This is a genomic window from Natrialba sp. PRR66 (genome assembly GCF_034808065.1).
GTDB classification, from domain to species: domain Archaea; phylum Halobacteriota; class Halobacteria; order Halobacteriales; family Natrialbaceae; genus Natrialba; species Natrialba aegyptia.
The window spans coordinates 154,092-177,268 of the sequence record NZ_JAXHGN010000005.1 but is presented as its reverse complement, the minus strand read 5'-3'; the positions used below and the strand labels follow the sequence as shown (position 1 = coordinate 177,268).

The 23,177-nt window shown below is 62.2% G+C and carries 27 protein-coding genes; 8 read left to right on the top strand and 19 right to left on the bottom strand.

From position 1 onward, the window contains the following. Positions 1–278: 278 nt before the first annotated feature. Both SM755_RS17900 and SM755_RS17895 read left to right on the top strand, forming a co-directional pair. Positions 279–743, top strand: coding sequence for a DUF302 domain-containing protein (locus SM755_RS17900; protein WP_323173844.1), 465 nt, complete (start codon positions 279–281; stop codon positions 741–743). A gap of 88 nt (positions 744–831) precedes the next feature. Further along, positions 832–1,938: an AI-2E family transporter gene (locus SM755_RS17895; RefSeq protein WP_323173843.1), complete on the top strand. Its 1,107-nt coding sequence runs from the start codon at positions 832–834 to the stop codon at positions 1,936–1,938. A gap of 17 nt (positions 1,939–1,955) precedes the next feature. Here the strand turns inward: SM755_RS17895 and nhaC are convergent, their stop codons facing one another. The 3 genes from nhaC to SM755_RS17880 form a co-directional block, all read right to left on the bottom strand. Continuing rightward, positions 1,956–3,392 (bottom strand): Na+/H+ antiporter NhaC, encoded by a 1,437-nt coding sequence (gene nhaC, locus SM755_RS17890; protein WP_323173842.1) that lies wholly within the window; start codon positions 3,390–3,392, stop codon positions 1,956–1,958. A 138-nt stretch (positions 3,393–3,530) separates the two neighbouring features. Next, positions 3,531–3,785 carry a hypothetical protein gene (locus SM755_RS17885; RefSeq protein WP_323173841.1) on the bottom strand — a complete coding sequence of 85 codons (255 nt, stop codon included), beginning with the start codon at positions 3,783–3,785 and terminating at the stop codon, positions 3,531–3,533. Between the two features lie 99 nt (positions 3,786–3,884). After that, entirely contained in the window at positions 3,885–5,234 is a 1,350-nt protein-coding gene (locus SM755_RS17880) for an Nre family DNA repair protein (RefSeq protein ID WP_323173840.1), read from the bottom strand. Positions 5,235–5,674: 440 nt separating this feature from the next. Between SM755_RS17880 and SM755_RS17875 the strand changes: the two genes are divergently transcribed. After that, positions 5,675–5,854 carry an HVO_2753 family zinc finger protein gene (locus SM755_RS17875; RefSeq protein ID WP_006666601.1) on the top strand — a complete coding sequence of 60 codons (180 nt, stop codon included), beginning with the start codon at positions 5,675–5,677 and terminating at the stop codon, positions 5,852–5,854. A 9-nt stretch (positions 5,855–5,863) separates the two neighbouring features. Next, on the top strand, positions 5,864–6,130 hold the full coding sequence (locus tag SM755_RS17870; RefSeq protein ID WP_006108897.1) for an elongation factor 1-beta: 267 nt from the start codon (positions 5,864–5,866) through the stop codon (positions 6,128–6,130). Between the two features lie 48 nt (positions 6,131–6,178). Here the strand turns inward: SM755_RS17870 and SM755_RS17865 are convergent, their stop codons facing one another. Both SM755_RS17865 and SM755_RS17860 read right to left on the bottom strand, forming a co-directional pair. Beyond that, a complete protein-coding gene (locus tag SM755_RS17865) occupies positions 6,179–6,865 on the bottom strand; it encodes an RNA ligase partner protein (protein ID WP_006666602.1) in 687 nt (228 codons plus the stop codon). A 72-nt stretch (positions 6,866–6,937) separates the two neighbouring features. Beyond that, positions 6,938–7,378 (bottom strand): hypothetical protein, encoded by a 441-nt coding sequence (locus SM755_RS17860; protein ID WP_006666603.1) that lies wholly within the window; start codon positions 7,376–7,378, stop codon positions 6,938–6,940. Positions 7,379–7,703: 325 nt separating this feature from the next. Here SM755_RS17860 and SM755_RS17855 point away from each other — a divergent pair, with 325 nt between their 5' ends. Beyond that, positions 7,704–7,907, top strand: a complete 204-nt coding sequence (locus SM755_RS17855) for a hypothetical protein (protein WP_323173839.1) — start codon at positions 7,704–7,706, stop codon at positions 7,905–7,907. 314 nt (positions 7,908–8,221) lie between these two features. Here SM755_RS17855 and SM755_RS17850 read toward each other — a convergent pair whose 3' ends face one another. From SM755_RS17850 to SM755_RS17800, 11 genes are all read right to left on the bottom strand, one after another. Next, positions 8,222–9,028 carry an ABC transporter permease gene (locus SM755_RS17850; RefSeq protein ID WP_323173838.1) on the bottom strand — a complete coding sequence of 269 codons (807 nt, stop codon included), beginning with the start codon at positions 9,026–9,028 and terminating at the stop codon, positions 8,222–8,224. Further along, entirely contained in the window at positions 9,021–9,950 is a 930-nt protein-coding gene (locus SM755_RS17845; RefSeq protein WP_323173837.1) for an ABC transporter permease, read from the bottom strand. The genes SM755_RS17850 and SM755_RS17845 overlap by 8 nt, the downstream gene beginning before the upstream one ends. Before the next feature lie 14 nt (positions 9,951–9,964). Continuing rightward, complete coding sequence (locus SM755_RS17840; protein WP_323173836.1) at positions 9,965–11,098, bottom strand: ABC transporter ATP-binding protein; 1,134 nt, start codon at positions 11,096–11,098, stop codon at positions 9,965–9,967. A gap of 62 nt (positions 11,099–11,160) precedes the next feature. Next, the gene (locus tag SM755_RS17835; RefSeq protein WP_323173835.1) at positions 11,161–12,303 is read right to left on the bottom strand and encodes an extracellular solute-binding protein; all 1,143 of its coding nucleotides are present in this window, start codon (positions 12,301–12,303) and stop codon (positions 11,161–11,163) included. Positions 12,304–12,397: 94 nt separating this feature from the next. Further along, positions 12,398–12,895: an isoprenylcysteine carboxylmethyltransferase family protein gene (locus SM755_RS17830; RefSeq protein ID WP_323173834.1), complete on the bottom strand. Its 498-nt coding sequence runs from the start codon at positions 12,893–12,895 to the stop codon at positions 12,398–12,400. Between the two features lie 104 nt (positions 12,896–12,999). Beyond that, on the bottom strand, positions 13,000–13,830 hold the full coding sequence (nth, locus tag SM755_RS17825) for an endonuclease III (RefSeq protein WP_323173833.1): 831 nt from the start codon (positions 13,828–13,830) through the stop codon (positions 13,000–13,002). Between the two features lie 69 nt (positions 13,831–13,899). After that, positions 13,900–14,079, bottom strand: a complete 180-nt coding sequence (locus SM755_RS17820; protein WP_006666611.1) for a hypothetical protein — start codon at positions 14,077–14,079, stop codon at positions 13,900–13,902. A 52-nt stretch (positions 14,080–14,131) separates the two neighbouring features. After that, positions 14,132–14,584, bottom strand: a complete 453-nt coding sequence (locus tag SM755_RS17815) for a DUF371 domain-containing protein (RefSeq protein WP_323174068.1) — start codon at positions 14,582–14,584, stop codon at positions 14,132–14,134. 105 nt (positions 14,585–14,689) lie between these two features. Beyond that, a complete protein-coding gene (locus SM755_RS17810) occupies positions 14,690–16,033 on the bottom strand; it encodes an alkaline phosphatase family protein (protein ID WP_323173832.1) in 1,344 nt (447 codons plus the stop codon). Between the two features lie 203 nt (positions 16,034–16,236). Next, complete coding sequence (locus tag SM755_RS17805; protein ID WP_006666614.1) at positions 16,237–16,374, bottom strand: hypothetical protein; 138 nt, start codon at positions 16,372–16,374, stop codon at positions 16,237–16,239. 139 nt (positions 16,375–16,513) lie between these two features. Further along, complete coding sequence (locus SM755_RS17800; protein ID WP_323173831.1) at positions 16,514–17,047, bottom strand: inorganic diphosphatase; 534 nt, start codon at positions 17,045–17,047, stop codon at positions 16,514–16,516. Between the two features lie 201 nt (positions 17,048–17,248). Between SM755_RS17800 and SM755_RS17795 the strand changes: the two genes are divergently transcribed. After that, entirely contained in the window at positions 17,249–17,608 is a 360-nt protein-coding gene (locus tag SM755_RS17795; protein WP_006666616.1) for a PadR family transcriptional regulator, read from the top strand. 111 nt (positions 17,609–17,719) lie between these two features. Here SM755_RS17795 and SM755_RS17790 read toward each other — a convergent pair whose 3' ends face one another. Together SM755_RS17790 and rnhA are read right to left on the bottom strand one after the other, a co-directional pair. Then, the gene (locus tag SM755_RS17790; protein WP_323173830.1) at positions 17,720–18,445 is read right to left on the bottom strand and encodes a hypothetical protein; all 726 of its coding nucleotides are present in this window, start codon (positions 18,443–18,445) and stop codon (positions 17,720–17,722) included. Between the two features lie 98 nt (positions 18,446–18,543). Beyond that, positions 18,544–19,137 carry a ribonuclease HI gene (rnhA, locus tag SM755_RS17785; RefSeq protein ID WP_323173829.1) on the bottom strand — a complete coding sequence of 198 codons (594 nt, stop codon included), beginning with the start codon at positions 19,135–19,137 and terminating at the stop codon, positions 18,544–18,546. A 162-nt stretch (positions 19,138–19,299) separates the two neighbouring features. On the opposite strand from rnhA, the gene SM755_RS17780 reads away from it, so the two are divergent. Next, on the top strand, positions 19,300–20,262 hold the full coding sequence (locus SM755_RS17780; RefSeq protein ID WP_006108914.1) for a transcription initiation factor IIB family protein: 963 nt from the start codon (positions 19,300–19,302) through the stop codon (positions 20,260–20,262). A gap of 167 nt (positions 20,263–20,429) precedes the next feature. Here the strand turns inward: SM755_RS17780 and SM755_RS17775 are convergent, their stop codons facing one another. Further along, positions 20,430–20,957: a hypothetical protein gene (locus tag SM755_RS17775; protein ID WP_323173828.1), complete on the bottom strand. Its 528-nt coding sequence runs from the start codon at positions 20,955–20,957 to the stop codon at positions 20,430–20,432. Positions 20,958–21,230: 273 nt separating this feature from the next. Between SM755_RS17775 and gyrB the strand changes: the two genes are divergently transcribed. Next, positions 21,231–23,165, top strand: a complete 1,935-nt coding sequence (gene gyrB / locus SM755_RS17770; RefSeq protein ID WP_323173827.1) for a DNA topoisomerase (ATP-hydrolyzing) subunit B — start codon at positions 21,231–21,233, stop codon at positions 23,163–23,165. The last annotated feature ends 12 nt before the right edge of the window (positions 23,166–23,177 follow it).

Genomic DNA, 23,177 nt, shown 5'->3' with positions numbered 1-23,177 from the left:
CGCAGCTATAGAGGGTCTTTTCGTAGGAGCAGTCGTCTATCTTGGTCTCAAAACTCTCGAACGATCTGTGGACTCACAGTAGTTCGCACTCAGTATGGTGGCATGGGCTACTCGCACACGTAGTTACCCACCTAATTCATCCTCAATCGTATTCTGAATAAAAGCCGTGCTACCAACGACTGGTAGGGAGCTGTCGTACTGTGGTCCAGTTCGAGTTCGCTCTCGACGACAGCACTGAATGCCCATCGATTAAGACCCGGGATGAGAAACTGGTTACTATGAGTCTCCCGATCGACCCCGCGACGATTGACCCGGAAGCGTTTGGCGAGAAACAGGCGGTCCTCGAGATGGACCACGAGGAAGCGATCGAATACGTCCGCGAGGTCTGTCTGGACACCGGCTTCGGTATCCCTGCCGAGTTCTCCCCCTCGGAGCTGTTAAACGAGAAAGTCGACGCCGACCGCGACCCGTACTACGTGCTCGGTGCCTGCAACCCCGAGATCGCGGATCGGGCACTCGACGAGACGATGAAAATCGGCGGGCTGTTCCCCTGTAACGTGATCGTCTGGGAGGAGGAACCGGGCCGGCAGCGAGTCTATCACATCTCGATTATGAAAATTGCGCGGCTGCTCGGCATGGCACCCGATACCGACGCCTGGGCGGAGATCGTCGACGAGACCGGCGACCTCACCGACGAACTGTTCGACGAGCTCAGGTCCGCAGACGCTTCCGTGTCGGAGTAACTGGGCCGACGCCGATTCTCTCAGTAATCACGAATTCCTGATAGTACCGAATGTCAACACTTACGTGTCAAACAGTTCACGTAGGCGTATGGACGTTCGAACGACCTCCTTCGCCCTCCTCCTCCTCGTCCTCGCTGCAATCGCCGCCCTGATGGTCGCACCGCTTCTTCAGTACGTGATGGGTGCCGCGCTCCTCGCGTTCATCCTCTACCCCGCGTTCGAACGGCTCGAACCCTACGTCGGCGCTCGCATCGCCGCCCTCGTCCTCACGGCACTCGCTATCGTCGGGGCCATCGTCCCCCTCCTGATCGTCTCACTGGCCGTCCTCAACACCGTCGTCTCGTTTGCGACCGACCTGGACGTCGCCACCACGCTCGACCGGCTCCGCACCGTCGCAACCGACGAGTTCGGTCTCGACACCGAGCACGTGCAGTCGCTCGAAACCGCCGCCCTCGACGAACTCGAAGCCTCGCTCTCCGATGCCGTCGAAATCGCCCTCTCAGAACTGCCGGGCCTGATAAACCGGGGTATCGAGATGGGCGTCGGCCTGCTCGTGTTCGTCTTCCTGCTGTACTACCTGCTCGCCGACGGCGACGAACTCGTCGACTGGCTCCGCGAGGTCGTACCGCTCGAGGATCGCGTTCGGGACGAACTGTTCGATGAGATTTACGTGGTCACGTGGGCGGTCATCGAGAGTCACGTCCTCGTTGCGGTTGTCGAGGGGCTGCTCGGCGGACTCGGCTTCTACCTCCTCGGCGTTCCGAACGTCGCGTTCTGGACCGTCATCATGGTTATTCTCTCCTTTCTGCCCGCGGTCGGAGTCTGGCTCGTCTGGGCACCCGCAGTCGGCTACCTGCTGTTGACGAGCGGAACGGCCCGCGCCGTTGCGATGCTCTTGTACGGGCTCACAGTCCTGTCGCTGGTCGATAACTACCTGCGAGCCTACGCCGTCGACAAGGGCTCCGGATTGCATCCGGCGGTCGTCATCGTCGGCGTTATCGGCGGGATCTACCTGCTCGGCATTATGGGTCTGTTCCTCGGCCCCGTGCTGCTGGCGGTGTTTAAAGCGGGACTGAATGTCTTCAACAAGACATCGCTGAAACCGCAGCGGCGGACGCGATCCGAGCCGACCGGACAGGCGACGGAACCCGTTTCGAATCCGGAGTCGGCGGCGACGCCGCCGGCAGAACAGTAGCCGACGAGCGTCGCGTCTCAGTCCGCGTGCTGGGGTTGGTCGAACCGGGTCGTCGATGGAACGCCGACGCCCGTCAGCGTCATCAGGAAGAGCACGACTGGCGAAAGCAGCCCGAACAGGTAAAACGGCGCGTACTCGAGCGTCCCGACGCCGGTCACGGAAGCCATGTAGACCCCGCCGGCGTGCCACGGGATGAGTGCGCCGGTCGGCGTCCCGGCGGCCTCGACGGCGCGCGAGAGTTCGTCGCTATCCAAGGAGAACTCGTCGTAGAGATTCCGCAGCGTCATCCCCGGCAGGACGATGCTCATGTACTGCTGGGCGGTGAGAACGTTGATCGCGATGGCGGACAGTCCGGTACCGGCGATGAGACCGCGGGAACTGCCGACGCCCTTCGAGAGGTGGTGGGCGAGTACGGCGAGCACGCCGGTCCGCTCGAGCAGGCCGCCGAGCGAGAGCGCGGCGACGACGACGGTGATCGTCCAGGCCGAACCCGTGAGCCCGCCGACGTTGAGGAGTTCATTGACGAGTTCAGAGCCCGTGGCGGGTTCGGTACCGCCGATGAAAACCTCCCAGGCGGCGACGAAGTCGTGGCCCTGGACGACGACCGACGTCAGCGCGCCGGCGATCGCGCCGACGACGAGCGTCGGGAGGGCGGGATAACCCCGCAGCGCGAGGCCGAAGGTGAGCACGAGCGGGAGGAACGCGAGCAGCGAGAGGGAATACGAACTCGCGACGGCGGACTGGATCTCGGCGATCTGGCCGCCGGGAACGGAGCCGCTCGTCTGGAGCCCGAGGAGTGCAAAGAGCGCGACCGTGATGCCGAACGCGATCGCGGTTCCAGTTCGCATGCGGTATATGTGGTCGTAAAGCGGCGTGTTCGTCACGCCGGCCGCGAGGTTCGTCGTGTCCGAAAGCGGCGATTGTTTGTCACCAGCATAGGCTCCAGAGATGACGGCACCGACGGTCATCGGCGCGGGGACGCCGAGTCCCGAACCGATGCCGACGAACGCCACGCCGAGGGTCCCGACCGTCGTCCACGAGGAGCCGATCGCGAACGCGACGACGGCGGCGAGGATCGTCGCAACGGGGAGGAACACCGACGGCGACAGCAACTCGAGGCCGTAGTACATCATCGCGGGAATCGTTCCGGCGTCGATCCAGGTCGCGATGAGCGCGTAGATGGTGAAGATGATCAAAAGCGCCTGCAGCCCCATCATGAGGGCGTTCGAAATCCCCTCGTAGAGTTCATCCCATGAGTAGCCAAGGGAGTACCCGTAGGCCCCTGTTGCGACGATACTCCAGAGCAACGGCGCGTGCGGATCGAGCCCGAGCACGGCCGAACCGATGCCGAGGAAGACGACGATCAGCAAGACCGGAACGAGCGCCAGCCTGAACGAGGGCCGGCGCTCTGGGTCGAGTTCGTCGATCGACGTCGGCGTAAAGTCGAGTGCCATTGGCCGTGATATGCAGCACGAGAATAAAAGAACAATGGTTTATTACTTCTAAGCATGCAATCTGGTACCGAGCGCCACGGATGCACGTCTCACAGTCTCCCTATCGGACAGGAAGCTGGTTGCTCGAGCAAAAACCGGTTATTCGCCGTCGGTTTGTGACGATTCCGCGTCGTCAGAACGTGACCGTGATTGTGATCCTGGTGAACTCGGTGCTGTGTCGGCGTCCTCGGTCGCGTCGAGTTCAGCGAGGTACTGTTCGGCATCGTAGCGGACGTACCCGGTGTAGAGAAAGATGAAGCCAAAGATGAGCGTGGGGACGCCGAACAGGAGAAAAAGGGCGGCCAGTGCGGTCCCGATGTCGGGCGGGAGAGCCCCAGGAGTCGGTGTGAGCATACCGGTATCGAGACGCCGTGCGGTCAAAGGCGTTCCCCCGTTTCGGCTGTGTCGTCCCATCACCTCGCCGGTTCGTATCGACGTTGGGACGAGCAGGAGTCAGTGTGAGAAGGCGCTCAGGTTCGTCTGCAGTCCCGCCGCGAGTTCGGATTTGCGCTGGAGTCGGGCGTAGGAGACCGGTAACTGCGGTGCGATTGCCGCTACCGCCTGGTGGAAGGTTTCGGCTTCGCCGTACTCGCCCGCGAGCGATTCTCGCTTGCCGGCCGGATGGGAACTCGCACTGCCGGGCGTGCCGTCGAAGGCGTTGCGGACGCTTTCGCGGACCTGCCAGACGCCGACGGGGGCCCAGTAGTCGTCCGATACCTCGCGGAGGACGAGACACTTCGCCTGGCGGCCGATCGACTCGAGGTATTCGAGGACGCCGAGTCGCGCGGCGTAGTACGCGCCGGCGGTTTCTTCGACGTAGCTCGTGCGGCCGTCGTAGCCCTCGTTCGCACTCTGGAGCCAGATGTCGCCGTTCTGGTTCGGGTTCCAGATGCTGCCCGGCGCTTTCATCTCGACGAGTTCGAACTCCCAGTTGCCGGGGGCGAGGACGATCCAGTAGCGGTTGCCCATGTACTCGTTGACTCTAACCTGCACCTCGTCGATGCTCGGTTCGGACCGGATACGGCCGCGGAGGAACTGGCCGACGGTGTCGTCGACGGCGGTGATCGACCACCGTGTCGGGACGAGCCGGCGCTGTTTGGTCTCGCCGAGCGCGCCGGCCGAGAGGATCGAGTTGATGTCGTAGACGTCGAAGCCGCGCCGGTAGAGGTAGGTCATCGCGCCCTGGGCCAGCCAGTCGTCGTCCTCCAACGTTTTCTTGACCGGTTTCGGGACGTAGGGATTCTCCCGGAGTTCGGCGTTGCGAGCGTTTGCACGCGGGCCCCGTGGCGTCGCAACGTCCGTCCCCGCATCGAGACTGAGGTCGGGCGTGTCGTCGAGTCCGATCTCCAGGTCGACCGGTCGATCCGCGATGGCAACCTCGCGCTGGACGCCGACGAAGCCGTCCCAGCTATCGTGGACCGAGGGGGTGAGCCGGCTCGCGATGCTCGGCGAGTCCACGTTCGCGCGCTTGTTCGAGTTCAGCAGGCCGGTCCGGCGCTGGAGCACATCGTCGATGGCGTACCCCTGCTGGTACCAGTTGCCGTCGGTGACGTACTCCTCGGCGGCGTCCTCGTCGCCGACGGGCGAGAGTACGCCGATCGGAATGTCGGGGTAGTTCGATCGACCGACGAAGATGGAGGGCGCCGTCGATCCGACGAGGGTGTCGCCGCTGAGGGCGTCGTCAAACCGCTGTTCGAACTCTTCCAGGTGGTCCGTAATCGCGTAGGACTTTTCCTTTGCGAGGCGGCGGCGTTTTGCTTCCTCGTCGGGTTCGAGTTCCTCGATGTAATCGTCGAGGCGCATTCACTCGCTATAGGAAGCGCTGGCGTTTGAATGTTGAGTTGCCGGGTGGCCCACGCGAGCAATCACTAGAGGTATCGTGCTCGGTGGGCCCCAGGCGAAATGTCAGAGGCAGCGGCCCGGCAGGTGGGCGAGGTGGTCGAGTATCGGGCACCGCGAATCGACCATCGCCAATCAGCCAGCAGCCAGTGGCTAGCAGACAGCGGGCACCAGGCCGCACTCACTGATTTCCCCCGGGACATAAAGTAACCTCTCGGGCGTTTTCTGAGTCAGAGAATCCTCGAAGAGAGGGAGGGGACGGCAAGGAGTCGATTCGGTGACTGCCGAATCGGGTACACGTGCACGTCCGAGTCCACGACCCGAATCCAAATCCGGATCGAGTTCGGTCGTGTTCGAACGCGCAAAAGACAACCGTTAAAAACGGCGGGCGGAAAAGGAGGGGTATGAGTACGACGGACGATCGTCAGACACGGTCCTGCGTCTCCTGTGGGATCAATATCGCCGGCACGAACGCAGCCGCGTTCAAGTGCCCGGAGTGCGGCCAGCAGATTTACCGCTGTGCCAAGTGTCGAAAGCAGAGCAACCTGTACGAGTGCCCCGACTGCGGGTTTATGGGACCCTGAGGTGTTACGATGGGAAAAGTAGCTGCCAAAATCAAGGTCATGCCGGACAGCCCAGAGATCGACCTGGACGCGCTCCAGGAGCGTCTCGAGACCGCCCTTCCGGAGGGTGCGAAGATCAACGGCGTCGAGCGTGAGGAGGTCGCGTTCGGTCTCGTCGCACTGTACCCGACCGTGATCGTTCCCGACGGTGCGGGCGGCACGGAGACCGTCGAGGAGAACTTCACTGGCGTTGACGGCGTCGAAAGCGTCGATGTCGACAACGTCGGTCGGATATAACGCGCTACTGCAGATTGCGGATTGCTTTTCGTGAGAGTGTTGGTTCGGTTAGTCGACGGTTCGTTTGGCGTCGGAATCGATCGCCGTGAGATACTGTTCGAGGAGGTCCGGGAACTCTCGGCCCCTGATGTAGCGCAGACCGAAGTCCTCGGTCCAGTCGATGATACCCGTGTCCTCGGTGACGACGCCGGCATCGAGTTCACGAGCGAGGATCAGGAGGTCGAAGTCCTCCCGGGAGTCGAGCACGCCGGTTCGCATGGCGCTGCGGTACTTCTGGCGGAGGTCGGAGATGATCGCGTCGGTTTCGGTCTTGTGGTCGTGGTCCGGAACCGTCTCGTCGGTTGCGGTTTCGGCGCGACGGACTGCGGTTTCGGAGACGCGGAGGCCGCGGTCGACGCGACCGCTCATCTCGTCGACGAAGCTGTAGACGACGTGGGCGGGAATGGTGACCGCGTATCGGTCTGGGTGTTTGCGGATGACCCAGGTGTTGAGCCGGGAGAAGACCGCATCGTCGACCTCGCGGTCCGCGAGCATCGTCGTGAGCTCGTCGTGGATCGTCGGCGGGACGTAACACGAGATGCCGAGGTTGAGCCGGGCGTTCGCGATCAGCTCGAGGAGTCGAAGGATGGCCGGCTCGAGTGACTCGTCGTCGCGTCGGATTTCCTCGGTGAGAAACAGCGAGGTATCGAGGACGAACCGCTGTTTGAACGCCCCGCCGGAGGTGGCCGTGGCCATGGGGAGTGTAGGGGTCGAACGGGGAAATAACCCCATCGCAGCGAGAGCAGCCGGTCTCGAGAGGCAGTTACGTCACGGGTCGGGTTGCCGGTCGCGGTTGGCACCCAGGTCGGCCTGGGAGACGATCTGTGCGCCGCGGTCGGAGAGGTCGACGGTCACGTCTTCGGTGACGGCCTTGCTGATTTCGTCGATATTGCCCGCAAGCACCGTCAGGATGTCGTCGGGGTTTGCGTACAGGAGCATGTTTCCGTCCTGTCCCTCGGCGACGAGTTGCGTGTCGTTCAGGACGATCTGGTCGTTCTGAATCGTCGCGGCGACGACCGGCAGCGCCTCGGGCTTGCCGGGTTCGTCGTCGCGGACGCGACGGATGTGGACGGCGTCGAGATCGAGAACCTCCTTGTACTCCTGAATCTTTTCAGCGCAGTCGACCATGTCCTGGAGGAGTGCCGACTTCTGGGCGCTCGCGTGATCGCCGTCGAGACAGTGCTGACAGACGCGGAGTTCGATTCGCATTGCCCGTCGGTTGGTCCCCCAGCCCGATGAGAATTCCGCTTGGCTCCCACCGGTCGACGCGCCGTCCGCACGAACTCGTTCCTGTTGGCCAACGGTAGATATAAGTCACTACCGTTCAACAATTAGAACGGAAGCCACGACGCCGGGTACGAAAGTGCCCCGGGTGCTGTAACACCCGAGACGTGGCTTCTAACGCGCAGCTCGAAGCCATGTTTGCGTACATTCTCACGGGATATAAACATCCCGCACGACTGACGCATCGTTCGATTCGATCAGTAGCAACGCGTTCTGTCGAGAGGACGGGAGAAACGAGGTGCCGGTCGGCATGACCGACGACACCGGCGCGAGCGATGCGCAAAGCGGCGACACCGGGACGACGGACGATCCGGAGACCGTCAGCCTCCCGCGCTGTCCCCGCTGTGGGACACCCATCACGCAGACCTCCATGATCGGTCCGGGCGAGGCCGTCGCCGGCCCCTGTGGCTGTCGCGTCGCCCCGCCGGACCCCGACCGATCCGGGTCCGACTGATCCTCGCGAACCGAGTTCAGCCACGTCCCAGCCGCGTCGGTGAACTCGGGTCGCGGCGGGCAGCCGAGTTGGCGGGGGTGTTCGAGACGACCACTATCACCATCACCATCACCACCACAGCCATCGGAACCACGGCGACAGCTACCGACACCACCGCACAACTCGGCCCGCAAACGCGACGCCCGGGTGCACTCGCACGCGCTTCACTGAACTCGTAACTCGTCACCAGACGCCTCATCCCTATCGACAGCACGCGGTCTCGAAAGCGCCGAGAGAAACGCGGAGAACAGCTGTTGCGTTCGGAAACGCCGAGTTCAGGACAGTTGCTTCGACAGCCACTCCAGATTCGTCGCGATCGCCGCGAGAACGATCGCCCCGATCGAGATCAGGATGAGGAACGTCGAGACGACGCTCACCATCGGATCGAGCGCCTGGCGGATCTGCGTCCAGGCGAGCACCGGAATCGTCGTCGTGCTCGGCGTCGAGAGGAACAGCGCCATCACGAACTCCTGAAGGCTGATGATGAACGCGAGCAGCGCGCCGACGAGGATGCCGTGTTTCACGTTCGGCAGGACGACGTGGACGAACGAGCGCACCGGTCCCGCACCGAGGTCGTGGGCCGCATCGAGTTGCTGCCAGTCGAACCGGCTAAAGACCGATCGCATGACGAAGTAGACGAGCGGCGTCGCCCAGAGCGTGTGCGCCAGGATGATACTCGCGTAGGAGCCGCGCAGGCCGACCTCGCTGAAGTACATCAACAGCGTGATGCCGAGGACCACCGGCGGGATCAACAGCGGGATCAGCACGAGCGGTTGCAGTATCGCCCCGAGGGAGTCGTCAGTGTCGAGTTCCTGCCCGAAGGCCCCGGTCACGCCGAGAAGCGACGCGAGCAGCGCCGTCCCGACGCCGATGAGAATACTGTTCGTGAAGGCTCTGAGCCAGCGTGTGCTCTCGAAGAACTCGCCGTACCAGGCGAGCGAGTAGCTTTCGGGCGGGAAGGCGAGTCGGCCCGCCTGCGAGAACGACGTGACGACGACGACGAACAGCGGCAACAGCATAAACACTAGCAGCGCCAGGTAGCTGGCTCGGAACACACGGTTTTCGACGGTTTCTCTATGCAAGGTCGAAGTCACCTCCGAAGCGGTTGAGGATCGCAAAGAGCACGCCCGTGCTGATGAGCATCAGGACGAGCATGATGACCGAAAAGGCGGCGGCGGTGGGGTAGCGCTGGTCGGTCAGGAGGAGTCTCTCGATGTAGATTGCGAACGTGTAATTGTCCGAGAGCAGCCCCGGCGCGGCGTACGAGCCGACGCTCCAGGCGAAGGAAATGACGGTCGCGACGATCACGCCCGGCATCACCTGGGGGACGACGACTTCGACCACCGACCGCGGTCGACTTGCGCCGAGGTCGCGCGCCGCCTCGACGATGTCCCAGTCGATCGTCGCCATGACGCTGTAAATCGCCAGGACAGCGTACGGAAGGACGATGTAGAGTTGACCGATCCCGACACCGACTACACCCGGCACGAACTGAATCGGTTCCGAGACGAGGTTCAACGAGAGCAGAATCTCGTTTACCGTGCCCGTCGGCGAGAGCAGCGGCGTGAACGCGTAGGTCCGGATGACCAACGTCGTAAGCAACGGCAGGATAACCGAGAACAACAGGAGCGACTTGACGAGGCCGTTCGAGCGCCAGATCGCGTACGCGTAGAACAGGGCGATACCGACGGTTACGATCGTCACGGCCCCGCCCAGGACGAACGAGTAGACGAGAATACTCCAGAAGAGATCGAACGAGAGGATGTTCTCGATCACCGACGAATACGCATCGAGCGACCACGTCCCCGGTTCGTAGGGGAGATCAGCCGATCCGGATGCGACGCTAATCCGCAGCAGGATGAAGAACGGAATCACGAAGACCAGTAATTCGAACGCGATCAGCGGTGCCATCAACACCAGCGCCCGCCGCGAGTTCGACTGGCCGACGACCGCATCTCGAATTCGGTCGAGTGAACTCGGGTCGCGCGTGTTCGTAGTAGTCATTGGTATCTCAGGTGTTATAGGGTAACGCGTGTGCCATCGTCACGGAACGCGAGCACGTCCTCGCCGTCCCACTCGAGTCGAATGTCGTCGCCGGACGCGTGAGCGCCGGTGCTCGCGTCGGTTCGTTCGGCGAACATGGACGATCCGTTGATCGAGACGGAGTAGCGCACGGTCGACCCGCGGTAGATGACGTTTTCGACCGTGCCGGTGACGGCGTTGTGTGCGCTTCCATCCGTGGCGACCGGCTGTTTGCCGGCCGCCTCCGGGCGACCCTCGCCGTTGATCGAGAGGATTTCGGGACGCAGCGACAGCGTGAGCTCGGTCCCCTCGTCGACGTCCGATCCGCCGTCCGTCGGTAAGACGAGTTCAGTACCGAGTTCGGTATCGACGTGAACGGCGTCCGAACTCGTGCGCGTGACGACGGCGTCGACGAAGTTGGTGTCACCGAGGAAGGCCTCGATAAAGCGGTTCTTCGGGTTCTCGTAGACCTCGTCGGGGTCGCCGACCTGGACGAGTTCGCCTTCGTTCATGATGCCGATTCGGTCGGCGAGCGTGAACGCCTCGTCCTGGTCGTGCGTGACGTGGACGAACGTTTCCTCTAAGTCCTCGTGGATCTCGCGAAGTTCGATCTGCATGTCCTCGCGGAGCCGTTTGTCGAGGTTCGACAGCGGCTCGTCGAGCAAGAGGACATCGGGATTGACCGCGAGCGAGCGAGCGAGGGCGACGCGTTGTTTCTGGCCGCCGCTCAGGTTCGTCGGGTCGTCATCGCCGTAGCCGCCCATCTGGACGCGTTCGAGCATCGACTGCGCTCGTTTTTGCCGGTCGTCTTTCGACATGCCGCGCATCTTCAGTCCGAACGCGACGTTCTCGAGGACGGACTTGTGCGGGAACAGCGCCCAGTCCTGGAAGACGGTCGAGGTGTTGCGTTCGTACGCTGGCTGGTCGGTAACGTCGTCCGCCTCGATCGAGATGGTGCCGCTCGTCGGCGTTTCGAGCCCGGCGATCATGCGGAGCGTCGTGGACTTTCCGCTTCCGCTCGGGCCGAGCAGGCACAACAGTTCGCCGTCTCGAATCTCGACCGAAACGTCTTCGACGGCGGTCGTTTCGCCATACTGCTTTTCGAGGTCGTGTAGCGTGATCTCTGACATTCGTATTGGTATCGTGTTCACTCAGAACTCGGACACTCGTGTGTGGTCTTTCGCTGGTGCAATCAGGACCGCTGTTGGATACTCGTGAACTCGTCGGAGAGGATCGCGTTGTGTTCGGAGAGGAACTCCCAATCGGGGAACGCGATGTTCTGTGCTTCCTCGGTCGTCGTCGGAAGGTCTTCTTCCAGCCCCCTGGCGTACTCGATGTTCTCGTTGCTAAACACCATAGGGTGGCTCTCGGACCACGACGACTGCACGTCGGCGTCGAGCAGGAAATTGATGAACTGCTCGGCCTCGTCTCGCTTGTCGGTTCCGCGGACGACACACCAGTTGTTGAGCCAGCCCGTCGTCTGCTCCGGCATCGTGTGAGTCAGCCCGTCGTAGTCCTCGATGTCGTAGGCCGTCTGGTCGTAGTACCACTGGGCCGCATCGATGACGCCGTTCTCAAACGCTTGCCAGATGTCCTCGCCCGAACTCGCCCAGCTCTGGACGTTCCAGTCTGCGACCTGGGTGAGCACATCCTCGTGGTACGCCGTATCGTGCATCTCCCCGGCGCCGTCTTCCTCGTCCATGCCGATCGCCGCAGCGTAGAGGGGATACCACCAGAACCCGGTATCGACGCCGATCCCCGAACTCGATTCGATGGCGGTTGACGAGAGGTCGCCCCAGGTTTCGGGATCGATATCCGCATCCTCCCGATGGATGATCGTACAGGGTGCGCCGTCGACCGGCAGCCCGTACTCCGTGTTGCGCATCTCCCGATAGAAGTCGATGATCTCCTCGGCGTTGGGAACGTTCTCCGTCCGGATCGGTTCGAAGAGATCGTCCTGGCGACCATAGTAGTAGAAATTTCCCTCGGCGACGGTCACGTCGAACGGCGGGTCGTCCGCTGGTGCCGTCTGGATATCCGTAAGGATGTTGCTCCAGCCGGGATAGATCTCGATCGGCGTTTCGAACTCGTCTTCGTACCGTCCGACGACGCCCTCTTCGAAGCGATCCGCATAATTTCCGCTCCAGATACTCACGCGCAATGGATCTCCGTGCCCGAGCAATTTGGCACATCCGGCGAGTGCGGTAACGGATCCCACTGCCGTTGCGGACAGTAGCCGGCGTCTCGATGTCGATTTGCCCACAGATTCAGTTCTCGACTCAATCGCTGACTTTGTTTTACTGGTCTCTGCATCCCGTTCTGGGCCTGCAGCCATTGGTGCCCCGGTTCTACCCCGGTTGCGACATAAAACCGTTGTGATGTCCGAAAAACATCTCAGTTATACGGACTGCAGCTCCGAACAGAATCGCTCACCCGTCCGTGCGCTGAACTCGTGGAAGCCAGCGCGGAACCCGCGCCGCGTACTCGGCGTATGCCTCGCCGTGTTTCGCCGCCAGGTTCGGCTCCTCGTAGGTGACGATCCGTCTCTGGAAGCCAAGCGCACAACCGACGGCCCACCAGAGAACGAGCGCCGACCGGAAGCGGACCGCCTGGCCGAGGACGACTAGCACGACGCCGATGTACATCGGATTACGGGTGTAGGCGTAGACGCCGCCAGTGACGAGTTCGGCCGGTTCGTCGCGCGGCGAGGGCGTCCCGTCTTCGTCCGCGAACCGAAACGCGGTGTGACAGTACAAGAGTGCGCCGCTGACGAGCGAGAGTCGGCCGAGCCGCTGTACGAGAGGCGAGTCGAAGGCCTGATATTCGAGGTCGTGCCGGCCGAGCAGCCACGGGATCAGTCCGGCGACGGTACCCGGAACGATAGCGGTGAAGACGGCGGTTTTCAGGAGCGCGAACGATCGGGCCATGTCCGACAAGACGGTTCGAAGGATGAAAGACGTACTCGTCGGTTACAGCGATGTACTCCACGCGTATCCGACGATAGTTCGTCACCTCGGTGACGCTCGTCGTCTCACTCAATCGTTTCCGCCGGGTCAATAACCTCGCCGGTTGCGGGGTAAACGCCGACCTGATCGCAGATATCGGCCATCGGACACGCCTCCGGATCGTCGAGACAGGCCGGCTTCCGCGCCGTACAGAACTCCCGACCGAACTGGATCGTCGCGGTGTGGCCGAACCCGCACTTCGCGGTCGGCACCTCGTCTTCTACCACCTCGCGCACGTCCTCGTGATCCGCGTCCGGCGGCGCGATCCCCAGCCGCCGATAGATCCGGTGCACGTGGGTATCGACCGGGAAGACGCCGCCGCGACCGCCAGCGAAGAGCAACACGCAGTCGGCCGTCTTCGGGCCGACACCGCGAACGTCGAGCAGCGTCTCGCGGACCTCACCGGGCGCTTCGTCCGCGACGAAGGCGTCGAACGCAGCCGCCGAGCCGAACTCGTCACAAACCCACTCGGCGGCACCGATTATCATCTCGGATTTCTGGTTGTAGAGCCCGGCGGAACTGATCGTTTCGGCGAGTTGCGACTGCTCCGCAGCGGCGAGTTCAGCGGCGAGATCGACATCGGAACCGCCGTAGCGGTCGATCAGGGCGTCATGAGCGGGTTGGCTTGCCTTGTCGCTCGTGTTCTGACTCAGGATGGTGCGGACGAGACAGGGAAAGGCATCCTGCCCGCCGTAGGTCTTCTGCCAGTATCGTTCGCCGAGCCGATCGACGACGCATTCTGCACGGGTATCCGCGCTTGCAGGGTTGAACTCGGCGGCGACGCCACCGCCTGTCGTTCCGCCGCTGATATTGACGGCTGGCTCCGGGTCCGGGTTCGGAGTCGACTCGTCGCTCATAGATCAGTTTCAGCGAGCAATGACTATCGGTCTTTCTCTCCTGGACTGCAACACGGAACGCAGCACAGATCAGTGGCTAAGCGGATCTTCGACCTTGCAGGCGAATTTCTCCCCGCACTCGCCACACGTCGCCGACCGATCGTAGCCGTCGGCCAGCGAACCGGTCCGTTCGCGCGTTCGAAGGACCGTGCGCTTGATGTCAACACCGACTTTCGTCTCGCAGTACGGACAGATAACGCGTTGTGACATACTGATCGATGAGTGCTCTCCCATATTGGTGTTCTGGCCGTCTGCCGAGTCGCTACTCGACCGTCAGCGTCACCGTCGTCTCGGCACCCGAAGCAAGCGCCGCGACGAGTTCACGATCGAATCCCTCGGCGGCGAACGAAGCCCCGACCACGATCGTTCGATCGTCGACGTAGTCGCTGGTCCGCCCGACCGCGCTGCGCTCGTTGGTGAACTCGAGGTTGGGATGGCCGCGGCCCGTGACCGACTCGCGGTGGCCGTCGACCTCGACGGTGACGGTAATCGTCGCGTCCGCGTCCCGGCACGCGGCGACGAACTCGGGATCGAAGTCCGCGGGCGCGCGGTCGGCGTCGATTGCGAGGATGCAGTCGCCCGCGGGGGTCAGGTAGTCGTCGGTCGTTATCTCGAAGGTACTCGCGTGGGCGGCGCTGACGTGTTCGTGCCCCGTTGCGTGAATGACTTCGGTGTATTTGTCGGCGTCGTCGTCCGTCTCGTCTATCTCGTCCATCGCGTCCGAATCGCCGGTCATACCCGAGCGACGGGCCCTGGTGCAGAAAACAGGTGCGACTTCGATCGTTCCCGGCGACCTGCGAGCAATCGATGTCGCGCGAAACTACAGCAAACTCGCGCCGTCGAACTCGCTCCGATTGAACTCGACGTCCATCAGATCGAGAATGGTCGGCGCGATATCGAAGAGGTCGGCGTCGCCGATGGAGGCGTCCGGATCGTCGATGTACAGCGAGGTATCGTCGAAGTTGTGCATGCCGTTTCGCGGCCCGGTCGTGAACACTTCCGAATCCGCTTTGAACCCGGACTTCAGGTCGAACCCGTTGCTCGGGATCGCGACCAGATCCGGCGCGATGTCGTCGTGGTCGCCGCGGAAGGCGTCTTCCTTCTCGACGACGCGGTCGACGACCGGCCGTCCCTCGGGCCCCTCGAGCGCCTCGAGTTCGGCTTTCAACTCGTCGCGGACCGCATCGTACTCGTCTTCGGGGACCGAGCCGCGGGGCTCGCGGCCCTCGAGATTGATGTAGAACCGGCCGGGGATGAACGAGTAGGCTCTCGTTTCGTCGGCGATATCGCCCAGCTCTTCCGGCTCGTCGGTGTTGAAGGAGAGCCAGCCGTTCTCCCGAAGCCACTCGTTGAAGTGGACCTCGTAGTCGAGGCTGGTAAAGCCGTGGTCCGAGGCGACGATGAGGGTCACGTCCTCCGGCAGCGTCTCGCGCAGGCGACCGATGTAGTCGTCGACCGTCTGGTAGAACTCGATGAACTCGTCTTTGTACTGGCCGTCGCGCTCGTAGTCTTTGAAGAGGAAGTGGTTGACTCGGTCGGTCGTCATGAAGACGCCGAAGAAGAGGTCCCAGTCGTCCTCCTCGAAGTAGTGTTTGAACGCCTCGAATCGGGCGTCGATCGTCTCGTGGGCGTCCTCGATGAACGCTTCTTTGTCCTCGTCGTGGCCCAGTTTCGGGTTGACGTCGATCCGGTAGTCGAGCGAGTCGAGATAGTCACGCACGTCGTCGGGGTAGGCGGCCTTTTCGAGGCCCGGCGAGAGGAATCCGGAGACCATCCGCTGGACGTTGCGCTGTGGCGGGAACGTGACGGGGACGTTCATGACGGTCGCCTTGCGTCCGTCCTCCTGGACGCGGTCCCAGACGCGGGTGGCCTGGACTTCGCTGCCCATCGGAACGTAGGTGTCATAGGTCCCGACTTCGCGATCTTGAAAGCCGTAGACGCCCGTTTCGCCGGGATTGACGCCGGTCGTGAGCGACGGCCAGCAGGCGCTCGATTCGGGCGGCACGATGCTCGAGATCTCGCTTGCGGTGCCGTCGGCCGCGAGTTCGGCCATGTTGGGGAACAGGTCCTCGTTCTCCGAGAGGAGACTATACGGCACACCGTCGATTCCGATAAAGGCGACACGGGGGGATTCGTCGCCCCGCAGTCGATCGAAGAGACCCATAGACGGACGTAGTTCGACCGCATACAAGAAGGTTCGTTTCGAGACACTCTTTTGAGAAGGGGGATAGCTCCTGCACGGATTTCGTCGCACCTCCTCTCATCTGCAGCCGACGCTACCGGGAGAAAAATGCCGGTTGATGGGGGCGAGTGGAGCGGATAGAACGAGCGGGGCCGAGCGGGGACCAGGTAACTGCGGATCCACGATCAGTGCTCGTCGTCGCGGTCGGCCGGCTCGGGTTCGAAGTTCGTCGGAACCACCGTCAGGTGGCGCATTCCGACGCCGGCACTGGACTGATCGTCGGCCGGCACTGACTCGCGCGGGGACGGGTTCGTTGCTGCCATGACGATTCGACCTACGACCTATACCCGGTTAAAATTACCCATGCTCATAATGCATGAGTCGGTTAGCGTCGCATAACTCGGATGAATCGACGCCCGACAAAGAGATGGTGAGGTGTGAACGCCGCCGCTCCGAGAACGCTTACTCGAAGTGCTCTTCGTAGAGGTCCTGTGCGTGTTCGATCGCGTCGTAGGCGGCCTGTTTGTCCTCCCAGCCCTGCGTCTCGACTTCCTTGCCCGCCTCCAGGTTCTTGTAGGTCGAGAAGAACTCGTCGATTTCGTCGAGTTGCTGCTGCGGGATATCGTCGAGATCCTCGATGTGATCGTAGCGCGGGTCCTCGGTGGGGACGGCGATGACCTTGTCGTCCTGCTCGCCGTCGTCGTCCATCTTCATCAGCGCGACGGGGCGCGCTTCGATGACGCAGCCGGGGAACGTCTGATCCTCGACGAGCACGAGCACGTCGAACGGATCTTCGTCGTCGTAGTACGACTGCGGGATGAAACCGTAGTCGCTGGGATAGTGGACGTTGCTGTGGAGCACGCGGTCCAGGACGACGCCCGGGACGTCCTTGTCGTACTCGTACTTGTTCCGCTCGCCCTTGAGACACTCGACGACGGCGTAGATCTCTTCGGGCGGATTCGGTCCGGTCTCTAAGTCTTCCCAGAGATTGACCATGCACCGCACACTCTACGGTGGATCAAAAAGTACTTTCCTAATCACGTTTCACATTCTACGTGACGGTTGCCAGACAGCCGACACACGGGCACCAGATGTGGATCCATCCGCATTCGCCGCCAACCCCTAAATCACGCCGAAACCGGCGGGATCGCCGAATAGTTGGCAAGCCTTAAATAGTCTGGTGACATTTGCACAGGTATGTCAGAGGCACAATCAATCACCGGCGAACAGAGTATCGCACGAGAACTTACGGCGTTCCAGAACAACATCCTCGTCATCCTCGCCAAGGAACCGATGTACGGCCTGGCGATCAAGCGCGAACTCGAGGACTACTACGGCACCGAAGTCAACCACGGCCGTCTCTACCCCAACCTCGACGAGCTCGTCGACCTCGGGCTGGTCGAAAAGAGCGAACTCGACAAGCGAACCAACCAGTACTCGCTGACCGACGACGGCTACGAGGCCGTCCTCGACGGTATCAACTGGACGCTCTCGAAAGTCGTCACCGGCGACGACCGCGCGGACGAGATCCGCGACATCATCGAGAGCAGCTACTGAACGCCACCGCGTTCGATACTGAACTCTTTTGTCGTCGACGAAAGCGACGGGTAGCAGCGACGAGTTACAACGTGGGTGAACGACGAAAACGCCGAAAGCGGCGGACAAATCCTACGAGTTCTCCTCGCGCGTCACCTGCACACCGCTTGCGTCATCCGAGACGGCTCCATCGATCGTCACGGACTCGCCAGCGGTCTCGAAAGCCAATTCGACTGACTCCCAGAGAACGGCCTGCTGTGCGTCCGAGGGCCAGGCGTTGCGGACGACGTACTCTGCTAGGAACTCCTCGAGTTCAGCTGCTGTCAGCGACTGGATCGGCTTGGCGTAGTGGTTGCCCGCGAAATCGGCGAGGAGGCGTGCGTTCTCGCCGTGGGTGTCACCGTGGGCGGCTCGGACCTGCGCGACGAGGTCACGATTCTGCGCGTCGACCGCGTCCCAGTCGTCCGGATCGCCGGTCCCCTCGAGCGGGATTTCGATCGCGCGCGAGAGGTCGTCGATTCGATCGGTCCTGATAACGCCGGCATCGTCGTCGTGCCACTCCTCGGGGTGGCAGACGAGCACCGCATCGTCCTCCTCGCGAACGCGCGCGCTGAAACCGTGGTCGGCGAGCAGGTCGGCGCGTCGGTTTTCGTAGGCTGTAGCCTCGTTTTCGTCGGGGGTCTTGCGCGCGAGTCGCGTGAGGCGTTCGGCCTCGTCGACGATATCGGCGGGGAGTTCGTCGTTGGGTTCCGCCGTGGCGGGATCGGTGTCGGCTGTGGCAGAATCGGTGTCAGCCGCGGCGGTGTCGTCGCTCCGGGATAGCGCCTCATCGCGCTCAGTTCCGTTCGGATCGCTCATATCGAGTCGTTCGCGGCGGAGGACTTTCCGCTTGCTGGTCTCCTTGCCGTCGATTCGCCGTCAGGTACGACGCGCGGCCATCGAGAGACGAAACCGAGTCAGCCCTGATCGAGCGCTTCGTTTGCGAGTTCGTCCGCGCGACTGTTGACTTCGCGGGGGACGTGTTCGAGGGTCCACTCGTCGAACGCGGTCAGCAGTTCGTGGACGGTGACGCGTTTCTCGCGGAGGTCCGGATCGTTCGTGTTGTACTCGCCGCGGACCTGTTTGACGATGAGTTCGGAGTCGCCGCGAACGTGGAGTTCGTCGTAGCCGTAGTCGCGAGCGGCCTCGAGAGCGGCGATGAGTGCCTCGTATTCGGCCTGGTTGTTCGTCGCACGACCGATTCGTTTACTGCCCTCGGCAACGATACCATCGCCCGTGACGATCACCCAGCCGATTCCGGCGGGGCCGGGATTGCCGCGCGCGCCGCCGTCGAAGTAGACGTGGGCGCGTCCACCGCCCTCGCGGAGCAGGGCTTCGAGTTCGCGCGGATCGCTGCCCTGGATGACGATTTTGTCGTCGTAGGCGACGGCCGTCGCGCCGCCGCGACTCGCACGCCAGCGTTCGTGATCCGTATTTCCGGATTCGACGGCGACACCGGCGTCTGTGAGGCGGTCACGCGCGGCGTCGACGTCACACTCGAGAACCGGCATTCGGTCCTGTGATCGGCCAGTTCCGGATAAAGGTTTTCCGGTTTCAAATCACAAACTGCGGTCCTGACGCGCTATATCGGTCGATATTCCGCGTTTTCCGTCAATAGTCGAAACAGATTACCAAAGGTTTATGTACTATCGTGATACTACTATAAAAGTGCGATGACACGGTCCACCCGCCAGCGGGAGCGAACGCGTGAGACGGACGAGACCGAGGATCAGGAGGGGGTACGTGCCTGCCCCGAGTGTGAATCGGACAATCTCGTAAAGGACTCCGACCGGGGTGAGCTCATCTGTGAGGATTGTGGGCTCGTCGTGGAAGAGGAGAAAATCGATCCCGGTCCTGAGTGGCGGGCGTTTAACCACCAGGAACGACAGGAGAAGTCCCGCGTCGGTGCGCCGACGACCCAGACGATGCACGACAAGGGACTGACGACGACGATCGACTGGAAGGACAAAGACGCCTACGGGCGCTCTATTTCATCCAAAAAGCGCAGTCAGATGCACCGGCTGCGCAAGTGGCAAGAACGGATCCGCACCAAGGACGCTGGCGAACGAAATCTGCAGTTCGCACTCAGCGAAATCGATCGAATGGCGTCCGCACTGGGTGTCCCGCGATCGGTCCGCGAAGTCGCCTCGGTCATCTACCGACGCGCACTCAAAGAAGACCTCATCCGCGGCCGATCGATCGAGGGCGTCGCCACCTCGGCGCTGTATGCCGCCTGTCGAAAGGAAGGAATCCCGCGCAGTCTCGAAGAAATCTCGGAAGTCTCACGCGTCGAACGCAAGGAAATCGGTCGCACGTATCGCTATATCTCGCAGGAACTCGGCCTCGAGATGCGACCCGTCGACCCGAAAAAATACGTCCCCCGCTTCTGTTCTGAACTCGAACTCTCCGAAGAAGTCCAGACCAAGGCCAACGAAATCATCGAGAAGACGGCCGAAGAAGGACTCCTTTCCGGGAAATCACCGACTGGCTACGCTGCCGCCGCGATCTACGCTGCGTCACTGCTCTGTAACGAAAAAAAGACCCAGCGCGAGGTCGCAGACGTAGCCCAGGTGACCGAAGTCACCATCCGCAACCGGTACCAAGAACAGATCGAAGCGATGGGAATCCACGGGTAACACCGTTCGCTCACCAGTCACTACCACTACCACTTTTATCGGGACCGTCCCGCTGACCAGTACCCGCACGAGACCACTGTCAACCACCGACACTGCGCAGTTTTGCCGTCTCGAACCGTTGGCAACCGCAGCCTCCACCGATTCTGCGTGGCACCCACCGCACAAACTCACTGTCCCCGCCGATCATACACTGCCGTCCGGCGCATCTCGGCGTTCCGGCGGCGTTTGCGGGTCACAACCGTGCTATAGCTCCCGATCACGACCACCAGGAGTCCACTGCCAACCATGGCCGCCACACTGAACTCGTTCGTTGCACTGCGCCCGCCGTCTAGACCTATTACGAACGGCGATACGACGAGCCAGACCCCGACGATTGTACTCAGCGCGGCGACACCGGTACTTCCCAGGTCTCTATCTGCCCGACGAGCGTAATTGTACCCTCCAGCGGCTATCAGCGCCGTTCCGGTGAGATACGCGTTCCAGCGTTGTCCCGGCACAATGTCGACAGCGATTGCCTGTCCGATCACGATGGCTCCCAGGAGGACGATACTCGCCGAAAGCCACGTTCCTCGCCGTTCCGAGTTCGGTTCGTGTTCGATCACGTCTCGAGCGGCGACGGCGTCAGCATTCCGGCCGCGCTCGTCGTGTTTTGCGGTCCGCTCGTGCTCACTTGCATCCCAGGTTGGTCTGGTCATTGTCCGTACCTGGCTCACTCCGTGGTCGAAAAGAGTCTGCTGCCCACGGCTGCAGGCCCGCGTAGAACGAGCCCAGAACCAGTCAGACACACCGCACCGCCAACCAACTCACCGTACTCGAATCGGGCCACTGGAGCGGTGACACCGCCACACTGGGGACTGGAAACAGCTGCTCCGCCGACAGAGACGAACCGTGCGTGGCGGTCGCGCTCGCGCGCGTACGTGAGTTTTATTAGTGACCGGCCGCTATGCGAAAGCAGGTTTTAGAGTTATATGTCCCAGGAAAGCGAGTACGGTGCCGGACAGATCCAGGTCCTCGAAGGCCTGGAAGCCGTACGAAAACGGCCGGCAATGTACATCGGTTCTACCGACTCTCGAGGCCTCCACCATCTCGTCTACGAAGTGGTGGACAACTCGATCGACGAGGCACTGGCCGGGTACTGCGACGAGATTACCGTCACGATCCACGAAGACGGCTCGGTCAGCGTCGCGGACGACGGCCGTGGAATCCCCGTCGACACGCACGAGGAGTACGACCGCCCCGCACTCGAGGTGATTCTCACCGTCCTCCACGCCGGCGGCAAGTTCGACAACAAGTCCTACCAGGTCTCCGGCGGCCTCCACGGCGTCGGCGTGAGCGTCGTCAACGCCCTCTCCGCTCGCCTCGAGACCGAGGTCAAACGCGATGGGGGTGTCTACGAACACACGTTCGAGACCGGCGAACCCGCCGGCGACATGGAACGCGTCCGCGACATGGAGCCCGGCGAGGCAACCGGGACGACGATCCAGTTCTGGCCGGACACCGACATCTTCGAGACGACCGATATGGCCTTCTCGACGCTGTCGAACCGGCTTCGCGAACTCGCCTTCCTGAACTCGGGCGTCCAGATTACGCTCCGCGACGAGCGCGAGTCCGCGACCGAAGACGGCGATGAACTCGCGGAAACGTACGAGTACCAGGGTGGCATCCGCGAGTTCGTCGAGTATCTGAACGAGACTCGGTCGGCGATGCACGAGGACGTGATCTACTTCGAGGACGAAGACCAGAACGTCCGCGTCGAGGTGGCGATGCAGGCGACCCAGGAGCTGCAGGGTTCGATTCACGCGTTCGCGAACAACATCAACACGCGCGAGGGCGGGACCCACCTGACCGGATTCAAGACGGCGCTCACGCGCGTCGTGAACGACTACGCGAACGAGAACGATCTACTCTCGGACATAGAGGAGAACCTCAAGGGCGAGGACATCCGCGAGGGGCTGACGGCCGTTATTTCGGTCAAACACCCCGATCCGCAGTTCGAAGGCCAGACGAAGACGAAACTGGGGAACTCGGAGGTTCGCGGCGTCGTCGAGGGCGCGATGCACGACGGTCTCGGCACGTACTTCGAGGAACATCCCGATACAGCCCAGGCAATCGTGATGAAGGCCGTCGAGGCCGCAAAGGCGCGGAAGGCAGCCCAGAAGGCAGAAGAGCTGACGCGTCGGAAATCCGCTCTCGATTCGACATCCCTGCCGGGGAAACTCGCGGACTGTCAGACGAAAGACCCGGAAAAGGCAGAGTTGTTCATCGCGGAGGGTGATTCCGCCGGCGGCAGTGCAAAACAGGCGCGAAATCCGGAGTTCCAGGCCGTGCTTCCGATCAAAGGGAAGATACTGAACGTGGAAAAACACCGCTTGGATCGGATACTTGAGAACGACGAGATCCGGAACATGATCACCGGGATCGGCGCGGGGATCGGCGACGAGTTCAACGTCGAAGACGTCCGCTACAAGAAGATCATCATGGCGACGGACGCCGACGTTGACGGCGCGCACATTCGGACGCTCCTGTTGACGTTCTTCTACCGGCATATGCGGCCGCTGCTCGAGGGCGGATACGTCTACGCGACCCAGCCGCCGCTCTATCGCATCCGCTATCGCGGCGAGACCTACGACGCGATGACGGACGCCGAACGCGACGAAATCGTCGAAGAGAAGTGCAACGGCAATCCCTCGCAGGTCCAGCGGTTCAAGGGACTCGGCGAGATGAATCCCGAACAGCTCTGGGAGACGACGATGAATCCGGACAACCGCATCTTAAAGCAGATCACGGTCGAGGATGCCGCGGCAGCGGACAAGATGTTCTCGGTGCTGATGGGCGACGCGGTCGAGCCGCGAAAGCAGTTCATCAAGGAGAACGCGCCGGAGGCAGAGTGGATCGACATCTAGTGGTGAGAGAGA

What these genes read in the sequence shown, in the direction of transcription:
- SM755_RS17900 (WP_323173844.1), top strand. Translation starts at nt 279, where the DNA reads ATGAGTCTCCCGATCGACCCCGCGACGATTGACCCGGAAGCGTTTGGC.
- SM755_RS17895 (WP_323173843.1), top strand. Translation starts at nt 832, where the DNA reads ATGGACGTTCGAACGACCTCCTTCGCCCTCCTCCTCCTCGTCCTCGCT.
- nhaC (WP_323173842.1), bottom strand. Translation starts at nt 3,392, where the DNA reads ATGGCACTCGACTTTACGCCGACGTCGATCGACGAACTCGACCCAGAG.
- SM755_RS17885 (WP_323173841.1), bottom strand. Translation starts at nt 3,785, where the DNA reads ATGCTCACACCGACTCCTGGGGCTCTCCCGCCCGACATCGGGACCGCA.
- SM755_RS17880 (WP_323173840.1), bottom strand. Translation starts at nt 5,234, where the DNA reads ATGCGCCTCGACGATTACATCGAGGAACTCGAACCCGACGAGGAAGCA.
- SM755_RS17875 (WP_006666601.1), top strand. Translation starts at nt 5,675, where the DNA reads ATGAGTACGACGGACGATCGTCAGACACGGTCCTGCGTCTCCTGTGGG.
- SM755_RS17870 (WP_006108897.1), top strand. Translation starts at nt 5,864, where the DNA reads ATGGGAAAAGTAGCTGCCAAAATCAAGGTCATGCCGGACAGCCCAGAG.
- SM755_RS17865 (WP_006666602.1), bottom strand. Translation starts at nt 6,865, where the DNA reads ATGGCCACGGCCACCTCCGGCGGGGCGTTCAAACAGCGGTTCGTCCTC.
- SM755_RS17860 (WP_006666603.1), bottom strand. Translation starts at nt 7,378, where the DNA reads ATGCGAATCGAACTCCGCGTCTGTCAGCACTGTCTCGACGGCGATCAC.
- SM755_RS17855 (WP_323173839.1), top strand. Translation starts at nt 7,704, where the DNA reads ATGACCGACGACACCGGCGCGAGCGATGCGCAAAGCGGCGACACCGGG.
- SM755_RS17845 (WP_323173837.1), bottom strand. Translation starts at nt 9,950, where the DNA reads ATGACTACTACGAACACGCGCGACCCGAGTTCACTCGACCGAATTCGA.
- SM755_RS17840 (WP_323173836.1), bottom strand. Translation starts at nt 11,098, where the DNA reads ATGTCAGAGATCACGCTACACGACCTCGAAAAGCAGTATGGCGAAACG.
- SM755_RS17835 (WP_323173835.1), bottom strand. Translation starts at nt 12,303, where the DNA reads ATGGCTGCAGGCCCAGAACGGGATGCAGAGACCAGTAAAACAAAGTCA.
- SM755_RS17830 (WP_323173834.1), bottom strand. Translation starts at nt 12,895, where the DNA reads ATGGCCCGATCGTTCGCGCTCCTGAAAACCGCCGTCTTCACCGCTATC.
- nth (WP_323173833.1), bottom strand. Translation starts at nt 13,830, where the DNA reads ATGAGCGACGAGTCGACTCCGAACCCGGACCCGGAGCCAGCCGTCAAT.
- SM755_RS17820 (WP_006666611.1), bottom strand. Translation starts at nt 14,079, where the DNA reads ATGTCACAACGCGTTATCTGTCCGTACTGCGAGACGAAAGTCGGTGTT.
- SM755_RS17815 (WP_323174068.1), bottom strand. Translation starts at nt 14,584, where the DNA reads ATGGACGAGATAGACGAGACGGACGACGACGCCGACAAATACACCGAA.
- SM755_RS17810 (WP_323173832.1), bottom strand. Translation starts at nt 16,033, where the DNA reads ATGGGTCTCTTCGATCGACTGCGGGGCGACGAATCCCCCCGTGTCGCC.
- SM755_RS17805 (WP_006666614.1), bottom strand. Translation starts at nt 16,374, where the DNA reads ATGGCAGCAACGAACCCGTCCCCGCGCGAGTCAGTGCCGGCCGACGAT.
- SM755_RS17800 (WP_323173831.1), bottom strand. Translation starts at nt 17,047, where the DNA reads ATGGTCAATCTCTGGGAAGACTTAGAGACCGGACCGAATCCGCCCGAA.
- SM755_RS17795 (WP_006666616.1), top strand. Translation starts at nt 17,249, where the DNA reads ATGTCAGAGGCACAATCAATCACCGGCGAACAGAGTATCGCACGAGAA.
- SM755_RS17790 (WP_323173830.1), bottom strand. Translation starts at nt 18,445, where the DNA reads ATGAGCGATCCGAACGGAACTGAGCGCGATGAGGCGCTATCCCGGAGC.
- rnhA (WP_323173829.1), bottom strand. Translation starts at nt 19,137, where the DNA reads ATGCCGGTTCTCGAGTGTGACGTCGACGCCGCGCGTGACCGCCTCACA.
- SM755_RS17780 (WP_006108914.1), top strand. Translation starts at nt 19,300, where the DNA reads ATGACACGGTCCACCCGCCAGCGGGAGCGAACGCGTGAGACGGACGAG.
- SM755_RS17775 (WP_323173828.1), bottom strand. Translation starts at nt 20,957, where the DNA reads ATGACCAGACCAACCTGGGATGCAAGTGAGCACGAGCGGACCGCAAAA.
- gyrB (WP_323173827.1), top strand. Translation starts at nt 21,231, where the DNA reads ATGTCCCAGGAAAGCGAGTACGGTGCCGGACAGATCCAGGTCCTCGAA.